Origin of the sequence: Methylobacterium sp. UNC378MF, from assembly GCF_900103195.1 — a bacterium.
GTDB lineage: Bacteria > Pseudomonadota > Alphaproteobacteria > Rhizobiales > Beijerinckiaceae > Methylobacterium.
Genome location: NZ_FMWU01000018.1, coordinates 83,715 through 96,417, shown reverse-complemented (window position 1 = coordinate 96,417; position 12,703 = coordinate 83,715). Strand labels below are relative to the sequence as shown.

At 69.4% G+C, this 12,703-nt stretch carries 9 protein-coding genes; 2 read left to right on the top strand and 7 right to left on the bottom strand.

Annotated features, from left to right (window positions below):
- Positions 1-61: 61 nt before the first annotated feature.
- Both BLT59_RS19360 and BLT59_RS19355 read left to right on the top strand, forming a co-directional pair.
- Positions 62-1,210 (top strand): 2'-deoxycytidine 5'-triphosphate deaminase, encoded by a 1,149-nt coding sequence (locus BLT59_RS19360; protein WP_244514056.1) that lies wholly within the window; start codon positions 62-64, stop codon positions 1,208-1,210.
- Positions 1,211-1,245: 35 nt separating this feature from the next.
- Positions 1,246-1,707: an Lrp/AsnC family transcriptional regulator gene (locus BLT59_RS19355; protein ID WP_091783984.1), complete on the top strand. Its 462-nt coding sequence runs from the start codon at positions 1,246-1,248 to the stop codon at positions 1,705-1,707.
- Between the two features lie 17 nt (positions 1,708-1,724).
- Here the strand turns inward: BLT59_RS19355 and BLT59_RS19350 are convergent, their stop codons facing one another.
- From BLT59_RS19350 to BLT59_RS19320, 7 genes are all read right to left on the bottom strand, one after another.
- A complete protein-coding gene (locus BLT59_RS19350; protein ID WP_091783980.1) occupies positions 1,725-2,246 on the bottom strand; it encodes a cysteine dioxygenase in 522 nt (173 codons plus the stop codon).
- A gap of 318 nt (positions 2,247-2,564) precedes the next feature.
- Positions 2,565-3,290 carry a 6-phosphogluconolactonase gene (gene pgl, locus BLT59_RS19345; RefSeq protein WP_091783975.1) on the bottom strand — a complete coding sequence of 242 codons (726 nt, stop codon included), beginning with the start codon at positions 3,288-3,290 and terminating at the stop codon, positions 2,565-2,567.
- Positions 3,291-3,306: 16 nt separating this feature from the next.
- Complete coding sequence (gene gnd, locus BLT59_RS19340; protein ID WP_091783970.1) at positions 3,307-4,284, bottom strand: phosphogluconate dehydrogenase (NAD(+)-dependent, decarboxylating); 978 nt, start codon at positions 4,282-4,284, stop codon at positions 3,307-3,309.
- A gap of 282 nt (positions 4,285-4,566) precedes the next feature.
- Entirely contained in the window at positions 4,567-7,413 is a 2,847-nt protein-coding gene (locus BLT59_RS19335) for a bifunctional transaldolase/phosoglucose isomerase (RefSeq protein ID WP_091783964.1), read from the bottom strand.
- Positions 7,414-7,595: 182 nt separating this feature from the next.
- Positions 7,596-9,671: a transketolase gene (gene tkt, locus BLT59_RS19330; RefSeq protein WP_091783959.1), complete on the bottom strand. Its 2,076-nt coding sequence runs from the start codon at positions 9,669-9,671 to the stop codon at positions 7,596-7,598.
- A complete protein-coding gene (locus tag BLT59_RS19325) occupies positions 9,668-11,557 on the bottom strand; it encodes a glycoside hydrolase family 15 protein (protein WP_091783954.1) in 1,890 nt (629 codons plus the stop codon). Before BLT59_RS19325 ends, tkt begins: the two co-directional genes overlap by 4 nt.
- A 290-nt stretch (positions 11,558-11,847) precedes the next feature.
- On the bottom strand, positions 11,848-12,486 hold the full coding sequence (locus BLT59_RS19320; RefSeq protein ID WP_091783948.1) for a hypothetical protein: 639 nt from the start codon (positions 12,484-12,486) through the stop codon (positions 11,848-11,850).
- Positions 12,487-12,703 lie beyond the last annotated feature (217 nt).

Here is a 12,703-nt window from a genome sequence, read left to right as displayed (position 1 = left end):
CCGGGCAGAAAACGGGCGGTGGACGCGGACCTGCCGGGGCGCGCGAGGGAGTCGGAGCGCGATGAACGCGGGCGCAGGCCAGGAGGGTACCAAGGAGGGTGCCGAGGGAGCCGCCAATCCGGGCGCGGACAGCCGCTCCGGCATTCTGCCGGCCCAGGCGATCGCCGCCCTGGCCAAAGCGGGCGGCATCCGCGCCGGAGCCCCCTTCGCGCCCGATCAGATCCAGCCCGCGAGCCTCGATCTGCGCCTGGGCGCCAAGGCCTACCGGGTGCGGACGAGCTTCCTGCCCGGTTCGGGACGAACGGTCCAGACCTGCGTCGACCGGCTGTCGCTGCACGCGGTCGATCTGCGCCCCGGCGCCGTCCTGGAGACGGGCTGCGTCTACATCGCGGAACTCCAAGAGAGCCTGGCTCTTCCCGGCAACCTGGCCGCGGCGGCAAATCCGAAAAGTTCGACCGGCCGCATCGATGTCTTCACCCGGGTCATCACCGACCGGGGTGAGGCCTTCGATCAGGTCGAGCCCGGCTATGACGGGCCGCTCTACGCGGAGATCTCACCGCGCACCTTCCCCGTCCTGGTGCGCAGCGGCTCCCGGCTGTCGCAGATCCGATTCCGCCGCGGGACGCCGCGGTTGACCGAGTCCGAACTCGGCCTGCTGCATGCCCGTTCGGCCCTGGTCGACGCGGGCAGCCCGTCCTTCCAGGGCGGCGTCGCGGTCTCGGTGGACCTCGCCGGCTTCGACGGCCTCGTCGGCTACCGGGCGAAGCGCCATACCGGCCTCGTCGACGTGGATGCGCCCGGCCGCCACCGGGCTGCCGATTTCTGGGAGCCGCTCGCCGCCGACGGGTCGGGCAGCCTGATCCTCGACCCCGGGCAGTTCTACATCCTGGCTTCCAAGGAGGCGGTGCAGGTCCCGCCGGACCACGCCGCCGAGATGGTGCCGTTCGATCCCCTGGTGGGCGAGTTCCGGGTCCACTACGCGGGCTTCTTCGACCCGGGCTTCGGCTATGCCGGGGCCGGCGGGGCGGGGGCGCGGGCCGTGCTGGAGGTCCGCTCCCGCGACGTGCCGTTCCTCCTGGAGGACGGGCAGATCGTGGGCCGCCTCGTCTACGAGCGCATGCTCGACCTGCCGGAGACGCTCTACGGGGCGGGGGCGGGCTCGAACTACCAGGCTCAGGGGCTCAAGCTCTCGAAGCATTTCACGCTGTAATCCGGCCCGGACCCGTCGGCGGGAGCATCGATCGCATGGACGCGGTGGACCGGAAGATCCTCGACCTGCTCCAGCAGGACGCGACGCTCCCGATCGCCGAGCTCGCCGAGCAGGTCGGGATCAGCGCGGCGCCGTGCTGGCGCCGGGTGAAGAAGCTGGAAGCCTCCGGCGTGATCCGGCGACGGGTCGCCCTGGTGGATCGCCGCAAGGTCAACGTCCCCACCACAGTGTTCGTGGCCGTGAAGGCGCCGCGCCACGCCGCCGACTGGTCCGACGCCTTCCGGCGGGTGGTGGCCGGCTTCCCCGAAATCGTGGAGGCCTGGCGCCTGACCGGCGAGATCGATTACCTGCTGCGGATCGTGGTGCCGGACATCGAGGCCTACGATGCAGTCTACCAGCGCCTCATCGCCAAGCTCGACTTCTCGAACCTGTCCTCGTCCATCGCCATGGAGGAGATGAAGTACACGACCGCCGTCCCGACGATCTACGTGACGTGATCGCGCCGCGGCGGACCTCAGCCCGCCGCCACCGCGTAGGTCCGGTGGATCGAGGTATCCTGCGCCCGGTGGTCGTAGCCGTAGACGTGGATCGAGACGGCCACATCCGGTCCGTCATTGGCGATCCGGTGCAGGTTCGGCCCCGAAGGCATCATGCAGGCGACGAAGCCGGGCTCACGGACGACGTCCTGCGTCGCCACCGCGTGGGTCTCGCTGATCGGGCGATACCACGTCTCCCGCAGGCTGCCGCGCAGCAGGCCGAAGCAGCACGAGCAGTGATGGTCGTGGACCGGCGTCACCGCGCCGGGAGCCCAGACCATCGCCCAGACGCTGATCGCCTCGCTGCCGAACAGAAGATTGCGGCTCAAGCCCGGACCGCGGCCGAGCAGCTTCGTCGAGTCGAGAAGGTCCGGCCGAGCCAGGATGCGGAGCAGAGCGGCGCGCGCCGAGGCCAGATAGGCATCCGGCGAGCGGCGCGCGGAGCGGGCGAGACTCGCCAACATCGCCTCGACATCGGTCGGGCTGGTCGTCTGCGGCATCGGCGGGTCTCCTTCGGCGCGCTTCGCGAGGCTGTGCAAAGGGTACCGAAAGGCCGACGCTGCCGGATTGCGTTGTTGCGCGCATTTCCCCCCGACGCGGCAATGACATTGCGTTCCAGGGCTCATTTGCGGAATGCTGTTGCGCGCTTTGCGCGCGCGCTGCGAAGCCGCCGCCGAAACAGGGGATCGTGCTGCGGACGCGACTCTCTTTGCGCCACTCAGGTCCTTCGCGGCACCGAGGCAGTCCAGCGCGCGGTCTCTGCCGCGCACAGCTGCAGACGGTCCGTGCAGCGCCGAGGGGAGAGTACCCCGGGGGTCTTAACCCGCCGCGGCCTCATCGAGCAGCCACGCCACCGCGCCCGTGCTGGTTACGCGACCGGCGGGCAGGTCCTCACCCGCGGCGAGCCGGGTGAGGGGCGCCCTCTTGCCGGCACCCGTGACCAGGAACAGGACGTGCCGCGAGGAGGCGAGCGCCGGCAGCGTCAGGCTGATCCGCGGGACGAAGGGCTCCAGACCGGCCTCGGGCACGGGGGCTACGAGCCGGTGGGTCTCGTCGACGGCGGGCTTTCCGGGGAACAGCGAGGCGGTATGCCCATCCTCGCCGAGGCCGAGCAGCACGAGGTCGAACAGCGGCCGTGCCGGATCGAGGCGCTCGGCGCCGTAGAAGTCCAGGAGTGTCCGCTCATAAGCGCGGGCCCCCACCTCCAGTCCCAGGTCGGAGGGGATGAAATGGAGATGCGTCGGCGGGATCCGCGAGCCGTGACTGAACGCCTCGCGGACCATCCGCACGTTGCTGCGGGCATCGTCCCAGGGGACCGCGCGGTCGTCGCCGAAGAACCAGTGGATCCGCTCCCATGGCACACGCGTCGCGTAGTCCGGCCCGGCGAGCAGACCGTATAGAAGCTTCGGCGTCGAGCCGCCCGAGAGGCTGATCGCGATCCGCTCGGAGCGGCTCTCGCCGCAGGCCGCGATCAGCCGCTCGGCCGCCTCCCGGGCGACCGCCTGCGGATCCTTCAGGACGTGGGTGCCGATGGGAAGGCTCACGCGCTGACCCCTTTCTCTACGTCTTCGGCTCCTGGTGGCCGCCGAAGCCCTTGCGCATCGCCGAGAGCAGCTTGTCGGCGTAGCTGGCGTGCTCGCGGGAGCGGAAGCGGCGGTAGAGAGCGGCGGAGAGCACCGTCGCCGGGACGCCCTCCTCGACGGCGGCGTTGATGGTCCAGCGGCCCTCGCCCGAATCCTCGACGTAGCCCGAAAAGTCGGTCAGTTGCTCGTCGCCGGCCAGCGCCTGGGCGGTCAGGTCGAGGAGCCACGACGACACGACGCTGCCGCGCCGCCAGACCTCGGCGACGTCGCCCATGTTGAGGTCGAAGCGGCGCTCGGCCGGAAGCTCCGCGGCATTGGCGTGGCGGAGGATGTCGAAGCCCTCGGCATAGGCCTGCATCAGGCCGTACTCGATGCCGTTATGGACCATCTTGACGAAGTGTCCGGCGCCAGTCGGGCCGGCATGGATATAACCCTGCTCGGCCCTCGGGTCGCGACCCTCCCGGTTCGGGGTCTTGGGGATGTCGCCGACCCCCGGCGCAAGGGTCTTGAAGATCGGATCGAGGCGGTCGACAGTCTCTTTGTCGCCGCCGATCATCATGCAGTAGCCGCGCTCCAGTCCCCAGACGCCGCCCGAGGTGCCGACATCGACGTAGTGCAGGCCCTTTTCCTTGAGGGCGAGGCCGCGGCGGACATCGTCGCCGTAGAAGGAATTGCCGCCGTCGATGATGCAGTCGCCGGACTGCATCAGGTCCGAGAGGGTCTGGACCGCCTGCTCGGTGATCGCGCCCGCCGGCAGCATCACCCAGGCCGCCCGCGGCACCTCCAGCTTGGAGACCAGATCCTCCAGGCTGGACGCGCCGACCGCGCCGGCCTCAACCAGGGCCGCAACCGCGGCGGGGTTCTGGTCGAACACCACGGCTTTGTGGCCATCGCGAAGGAGACGCCGGACGATGTTGCCGCCCATCCGGCCGAGGCCGATCATGCCGAGTTGCATTGCTGCCCTTCCTTACCGGTCGACCCCGCGAGGCGGGGTTGAGGTTCTACGGCTTCGCCGACGTCAAACCCTGAAACGCGACGCTTTCCCGGACCCCTGGAACGCCGTGGACGGTGATCCAGGACCCGGCACGAGACGTGCCGTGAAACGGCTCCGAACACCTAGCCATCTTCATCCGGATGCTGCGCGTCTCCTTGTGCCGGGTCCCGGCTGGCATTCCGCTGGCGCTGCATGCGCCCGGCAAAGGGCGGCGACCACCGGCCGCCGCCCCTTCCCGACGCATCACGCCACTGCGGCCTTGAGCGCCGCCGCAACGCGCTTCAGCCCCGTCTCGAGATCACCCTTGATATGGACCCGCAGCGCCCGCCGGCCGCGTTCGGCGAGAACCGCGAAATCGCCTCGCGCCTGTGCGGCCACAACGGTGGCGAAGCCGAGCTTCCGGCCGGGGATCGGCAGGTCGCGCGTCGGATCCGCGGTGATCTGGAGGAACACGCCGCTATCCGGTCCGCCCTTGTAGGCTTGCCCCGTGGAGTGGAGGAACCGCGGACCGAATTCCAGGCAGGTTGCGACCTTGCGGGCGTCTCGCACGGCGATCCGCGCCTCCTGCAGGATACCGGCGGTCGTGGCATCGCGCGGCACGTAGGCGAGGAGCCCGAGATAATCGCCGTCCTTGAGCCGGGCGAGCTGCGCCTTGAGGGCGGGCTCCAGGCCGTCGGCCGCCTGCTTCAACCCTTCCGCATTCTGCGGGTCGGCGTAGAGGGCGATCGCGTCGTCCGCGTAGAGCGGCGTCTCCGCCGGGAGGGCGCCGCTCGCCTCGGCCTCCGCGAACAGCTTCTTGGTCTCGACCTTGCTGGCCTCGACGTCGGGCTGGTCGAACGGATTGATGCCGATCACCGCGCCGGCCACCGCGGTCGCCATCTCCAGCCGGTAGAATTCCTGCGGCAGCTGCTCGATCGAATCCAGAGTGATGCGGGCGACCGGGTGGCCGTCGCGCTCCAGAGCACGCAGTGCCTCGTCCTGCGTGGCCTCGGCGTTGCCGTCGAGGCGGAGATAGAGGAAGAACCGGTCGTGGCCGTAGACCGCCGGCACCCCCACCGGCTCGCCGTCCACCGGGACGAGGCCCTTGCCCTGCTTGCCGGTCGATTCCGCGATCAACTGCTCGGCCCAGGCGCCGAAGCTGGCGATCGCCGGTGAGGCGATGACCGTCACCTTGTCGCGCCCGGCGCGCGCGGCGGCGCCGATGGCGGTGCCGAGAAGGACGCCCGGGTTCACGGCCGGAGGCACGGCCGGGCCGCAGGAGCGGACCATGATCCGGGCGGTCTCGAGGAGCGCCTTCACGTCGAGGCCCATGGCGGCGGCCGGCACGAGGCCGAAGGCCGAGAGCACCGAGTAGCGCCCGCCGATCTGCTTCACGCCGTAGAAGATCTTTTTGAACCCATCCGCCTTGGCGGCGCGCTCCATGTCGGAGCCGGGATCAGTGACCGCCACGAAATGCTCGCCGGCCCTCTCGCCCAGCACGTCCCTCGCGCGGGCCAGGAAGTAGTCGCGGAAGACGTTGGGCTCCAGGGTCGAGCCGGACTTCGACGCGACGATGAACAGCGTCTTGCCCAGGTCGATGCTCGCCTCGAGGGCGCGGACCTGATCCGGATGGGTCGAGTCGAGGATCTGGAGCTTCGGGAAGCCCTCGCGCTGGCCATAGGTCAGGCTCAGAACCTCCGGACCGAGGCTCGAGCCGCCCATGCCCAGCACCACCGCGTCGGTGAAGCCTTGCGCCTTCACCCAGTCGGAGAAGGCGGCGTAATCCGCGGCCTTCTCCAATTCCTCCTCGACGATGTGCAGCCACCCGAGCCAGTTCGCCTCGTCATGGCCGGACCAGACCGAGGCGTCGCCCGCCCAGAGCCGGCGGATCGACCCGCTCGCGCGCCAGGATTCGACCGTCTTCTTCGCCTCGGCCGCGAGGGACTCGTCCAGGGCGAGGCTCTGGCCGTCCAGACGGTGCCCGAGGAGGGCCAGCCGCTTGCCGGCGACCGCGCCCAGCAGGTTGTCGGCCGCGTCGATGAAGAGCTGCACGCCCTCCTTCACTAGCTGCTCGGCGATCTTTTCGATCTCGATGCCGCTCCGGGCGAGCCGTGCCATCACGGCCTCGGCGCCGGGGACATCCTCCTCGATCGTCGCCCGCACCACGCCGTGGTCGCGGAACGCGTCCATCGTTGCCGGCGGCATGGTGTTGACGGTGTTCGGTCCGATCAGCTCCTCGACGTAGAGGACGTCGGAATAGGCCTTGTTCTTCACGCCCGTCGAGGCCCAGAGGAGCCGTTGCGCCTTGGCGCCCTTCTCGGCGAGAGCCGTCCATTTCGACTCGGCGAAGATGCGCTTGTAGCGCTGGTAGGCGAGCTTGGCGTTGGCGATCGCCACCTTCCCCTTGAGCTGCTCCAGGGCGATCTTCTCGTCGGGGTCGTTCGCCTGGGCGATCTTCTCGTCGAGGAGCTTGTCGACCAGCACGTCGATGCGGCTGATGAAAAAGCTCGCCACGCTGGCGATCCGCGAGACGTCGTGACCGGCCTTCGCGCGCTCGTCGAGACCGTCGATGAAGGCGCGGGCCACGGCCTCGTAGGCCTCCTGCGAGAACAGCAGGGTGACGTTGATCGAGATGCCCTCGGCGGTGAGCTGGCGGATCGCCGGGATTCCCTCGGGGGTCGCCGGCACCTTCACCATCAGGTTGTCGCGCGAGACTGCCTTGTGCAGGCGCCGGGCTTCGATCAACGTCGCCTCGGTATCGAGGGCGAGGTAGGGCGAGACCTCCAGGCTAACGTAGCCGTCGGCACCGTCACTCGCCTCGTAGACCGCGCGGAGCACGTCGGCGGCCGCCTGGATATCGGCGATGGCCAATCCCTCGTAGAGGTCGATCACGCGGCTGTCGCCGGTCGCCTGCACGGCCTTGAGGCTGTCGTCATACTCGTCCGAGTGGCCGATCGCCTTCTCGAAGATCGACGGGTTGGAGGTGACGCCCCGCAGGCCGTCCCGCTCCACGAGTTGCTTCAGTTCGCCCTTCGCGATGAATCCGCGGGCCACGAAGTCGAGCCAGACCGCTTGATCCTGTTCGTCGTGCAGGGCCTTGAGCGCGTTCATGTCGGTTCCTCGTCTCGCGTACCGCGTCCCGGACCCGGAACGCGCTCTCCTCCTTGCGGGGAGGAGTTTGGGGATCGAAGATCCCGCCTGGGGGTGGCGCAGGAACGAGCGCATCGGTGCCTTCTGCACCACCCCCACCCCTGGCCCCTCCCCACAAGGGGGAGGGGGGAATGGCCGTCGGGCTACTTCTTATGCTTGGCCACCTGCGCCTTGGCGGCCTCCAGGACCTTCTCGGGGGTAAAGCCGAACTTGGTCTGGAGATCCTTGATCGGCGCCGAGGCGCCGAAGGTGTGCATGCCGATGATCGCGCCCTCGGAGCCGGCATAGCGGTCCCAGCCGATGACGCTGCCCTGCTCCACGGCGACCCGGGCCTTCACGGCGGGCGGCAGAACCGAGTCGCGGTAGGCCGCGTCCTGCCGCTCGAACAGGTCCCAGGACGGCATCGACACCACCCGAGCCTTCACGCCCTGGGCCTTCAGGGATTCGTAGGCACCGATGCAGAGCTGCACCTCGGATCCCGAGGCCAGCAGGATGACGTCGGGCGTGCCGTCGCAATCGGCGAGCACGTAGCCGCCCTTGGCGGTGCCCGAGGCCGCACCGTACTTGGTGCGGTCGAGAGTCGGCAGCGGCTGGCGCGAGAGGGCGAGCACCACCGGCTGGTTCCGCAGCGAGAAGATCACCCGGTAGGCCTCGGCGACCTCGTTGGCGTCGGCCGGCCGCAGGGTCACGAGGCCCGGGATGCACCGCAGCGACAGGAGCTGCTCCACCGGCTGGTGGGTCGGCCCGTCCTCGCCCACGCCGATCGAGTCGTGGGTGAAGATGTGGAAGACCGGCAGCTCCATCAGCGCGGCGAGCCGGATCGGCGGGCGCATGTAGTCGGCGAAGACCAGGAAGGTCGCCCCGTAGGCCCGCAGGCCGGAGAGGCCCAGGCCGTTCACGATCGAGCCCATGGCGTGCTCGCGGACGCCGAAATGCAGGTTGCGGCCGCCCGGCGAGAACGGACCGAACGAGCCCGCGCCCTCGAAGGTCAGGTTCGACTTGTTGGACGGCGCCAGATCCGCCGAACCGCCGAGCAGGAACGGCACGTGCTGGGCAATGGCGTTGAGCACCTTGCCGGAGGATTCGCGGGTGGCGAGCCCCTTGGCGTCCGGCTCAAAGACCGGGATGTCCTTGTCCCAGCCCTCCGGCAGGCGGCCCTCCAGGAAGGCGTTCAGCTCCTCGGCGTGCTCGGCATCAGCCTCCTTGGCCTTGGCGAGCAGACCCTGCCACGCGTCGTAGAGGCCGGCGCCGCGCTTGCCGATGCCGTCGCGGAAGTTCTCCTGCACGCCGTCCGGCACGAGGAACTGGGCGTCCTCGGGCCATCCGTAGGCGCGCTTGGCGCCCTTGACCTCGTCCTCGCCGAGCGCGTCCGAGTGGGCCTTCGAGGTGCCCTGCTTCTTGGGCGCGCCGTAGCCGATCACCGACTTGACGATGATCAGCGTCGGCCGGTCGTTGGTGGCGAGGAACGTCTCGATGGAGCCCGCCAGCGCGTGCACGTCGTTGGCGTCGGCTACGCGCAGCACCTGCCAGCCATAGGCCAGGAAGCGGGTCGCCACCTCCTCGCCGAACGCCAGTTCGGTGTGACCTTCAATGGTGATGGTGTTGTCGTCGTAGATCCAGCAGAGGTTGGCGAGCCGCAGGTGGCCGGCGAGCGAGGCAGCCTCCGAGGCGACACCTTCCATCAGGTCGCCATCCGAGCAGACGGCGTAGACGTTGTAGTCGAACAGCGGCAGGTTCGGCCGGTTGAGGTGCTGGCCGAGGAAGCGGCTGCCCATCGCCATGCCGACCGAGTTGGCCACACCCTGGCCGAGCGGGCCCGTAGTGGTCTCGACGCCGGTGGTGAAGTGGTATTCCGGGTGGCCCGGGGTGCGGCTGTCGAGCTGGCGGAACTTCTTGATGTCCTCCAGCGACACCGCCGGAGCGTTGCCGCCGTCGCTTTCGGCGACGCCCGCGAGGTGCAGGAGCCCGTAGAGCAGCATCGAGGCGTGGCCGCAGGACAGCACGAACCGGTCGCGGTTCGGCCAGTGCGGATGCGCCGGGTCGTAGCGCAGATAGCGGTTCCACAGGGTGTAGGCGACCGGCGCCAGCGCCATGGGCGCGCCGGCATGGCCGGAATTGGCCTTCTGCACCGCGTCGATCGCGAGCGTCCGGATCGTGTTGATGCTGAGGGTATCGATCTCAGCGAGGGCCGCCTTGGCCGGAGTGTCAGCACCGCTCATGATGTCGCGTCTTCCAGTTCGCCTCTCGCGGTCCGCTTGGCGGCTTCGCGCTGCCGCAGGACGGCGGGAGGAGCTCCGTTGGCCTTACCACCCTGCCGATCCGCCGGCCCTTCGCCGCGCGTATAGCTGAGCAGCGTGTTGACAAGCGCGACATGCGTGAACGCCTGCGGGAAGTTACCCACAAGACGCTTCGCTTGCACGTCGTATTCCTCGCTGACGAGGCCGAGATCGGTGCAGATGCCGATCAGGCGCTCGATCAGCGTCGCCGCCTCGTCGCGGCGCCCCAGGCCGATCAGGTTGTCGGCGTACCAAAAGGTGCAGGGCAGGAAAGCCCCCTCGTTGCCGGTCAACCCGTCCGTGGTCTGCCCCTCGGTCTCGTAGCGCAGGATGAATCCGTCCCGCATCAACCCCTTGCCGATCGCCTCAACGGTGCCGATCACCCGGGGATCATGCTGCGGCAGGAAGCCGGTATGGGCGATGAGCAGCAGGCTCGCGTCCAGCGCCTTCGAGCCATAGGACTGGACGAAGCTGTTGAGCGCGGGATCGAAGCCCTTCTCGCAGACCTCGGCGTGGATCTCGTCCTTGATAGCGCGCCAGCGCGCGGCCTGTTCCTCGGTAGCGCCGTTCTCGTGCATCTCGTGCATGCGCAGGGCCCGGTCGAACGCGACCCAGGCCATGACCTTGGAATGGGTGAAGTGGCGCCGTCCGCCGCGCACCTCCCAGATCCCCTCGTCGGGCTGGCGCCAAGCCTGCTCCAGATGGCCGAGGATCGCGAGGCCGACCCGTATTCCGTCCTTGCTCACCGGCAGGCCGCGCGCATGGGCCTGATAGAGCGCGTCGAACAGCTCGCCGTAGACGTCGAGCTGGAACTGGCTGGCGGCGGCGTTGCCGATCCGGACCGGGCGGGAATTCTCGTAGCCGGGCAGCCAGTCCAGCTCGATCTCGGGCAGAAGCCGCTCGCCGCCGATCCCGTAGAGGATGTGCGCCTGCTCTGGGTTGCCGGCAACGGCCCGCAACAGCCAGCCCAGCCAGGCACGCGCCTCGTCGATATAGCCCCCGTCCATCAGGGCGATCAGCGTCAGCGTCGAATCGCGCAGCCAGCAGAAGCGATAATCCCAGTTGCGGATCCCGCCGAGCCCCTCCGGCAGGGACGCCGTGGGCGCCGCCACGATGCCGCCGGTGGGTTCATAGATCAGCGCCTTGAGAGTCAGGAGGGAGCGCTGCAGCACCCGGTCCCAGGCGGTGCCGCCGGTGCAGCGCGAGGTCCATTCGCGCCAGTGCTGATCCGTGGACACGAGGGCCCTGCGGGGCTCGATCGGGGGCGGGTCGTCCTCGTGCGAGGGGCCGTAGCTCAGGACGAACCGGTGCTTCTCGCCGGCATGGATGGTGAACTCGGACACCGTGGTCTGCGCGTTGGATCCCTTGAGATGGACGTCGCTGCGCAGCACGACCTTGTGCGGCCCCGAGACGGCGCGCAGGTCGCCGAGCTCCGAGCGGGACACCCAGGGCACGGCCGAGCCGTAATCGAAGCGGACCGCCATCTCCATCCGCATCGCGACCCGCCCATGCACGCCCTCGACGAGTCGCACGAGATGGGACCCGTCGCCGACCGGCATGAAATCCGTAACCAGGACCTCCCCCTGCCGCGTGCTGTGGCGGGTCTCGAGGACGAGGCTACCCGGCCGGTAGGACCACCGCGTCTCGACGTTCTCGGCCTCGGGAAAGATCTTCCAGAATCCGTGCGCCTCGGTTCCCAGCAGGCTGGTGAACAGCGCGGCCGCATCGAAGCGCGGCCAGCACAACCAGTCGACGCTGCCCTGCCGGCTGATCAGCGCCGCGCTGCGGCAATCCCCGATGAGCGCGTAATCCTCGATGCGTGCAGCCATCCGGCCCCGGCTCCGGTCCGCGGACGGCAGCCCGGGCCATCCGCTGCAACGCACCTAGGACGGGATGCCGGGAGATCCAGAGGAGCCCGGACCTTGAGGGGATCTCCGGGGGCGGACCTCCGGAAATCCCTCCGATGCGGAGACGTGCTGCGACCGCGGGTCTGCATCCCGGTTCCGCCCTGCGAGCCAAGCGGTTGCCGACATGTCCTCCCGAGAACGAGGCCGGAGATCTGCATGCCTGCGGAACAACACGGGTCGGTCGGGTGCGGCTCTCGGGGAAGATCCGCCCGTCAGCGCAGGCAGTCGGCCACCGCCAGGGACACGGACCCCTTCATCGCCGCCGCGCCGCTGCGCACGAGATCGGCTGCGTCGCCGACAACCCGCGCGGCGGGCGCCAATGTCTCCGCCACCGTCTCGACGAAGGGGAGGGCCGAACCCGGAACCGGTCCATCTCCGCCCGGCTCCGCAGCCTCCGCATGCGCGGCAACGAACGGATCCACGGCGCGTTGCGGAATCTCCGGGCAACGGCGACCCGGGCAGGCGCGGCGGTTCACGGCGAGGCGGCCCGCCGGCCGGGTCGGGCTCCCCGTATGCAGGGCCACGGCCTTCGAGGCCGAGCCGTCGAGCGGATAGGCTTCAGCGAAGGCGATCGAGGCCGGCACACGGGCAGGCGCCGGGACGAGGGCAGCCGATCTGGCGAAATCGGTCGGGAAAGGCGCCGTCCGGGCGGGAGCCGGTCCGACGGATTCAGTCGTAAGCGGATCGCGCAGCGCAAGGTTCGCCTCGGCGCCGGGCCGGACCGGATTTGACGATGGGCAGTAGAGCGAGGCCAGGCCCAGGAGCCCCACGACAGCCAGCGTCGGCAGGAAGGGCATGGACACGCGGCCGTTCGCGGTATCCGTCAGGGCGGGCTTATCTGGCCTGCGCATCCGAATCACCGATCTCCATGACCGCCTCGAGGCATAGAGAATGCGGCCAGCATTGCGGCGGAAGCTGGACCGTTTCATTGCGCGTCGGTTACCGGCGCAGTCGAGTCGGAGTCGGCGTGGTCGGCGGCGGGCACGAGCATGGGCATGGGTCTTGCTACGATTGCGGCGGCCCGATCCGGGCAGGCCTCCAGCGAAGACCCGCCCTGTTCCGGGCCAC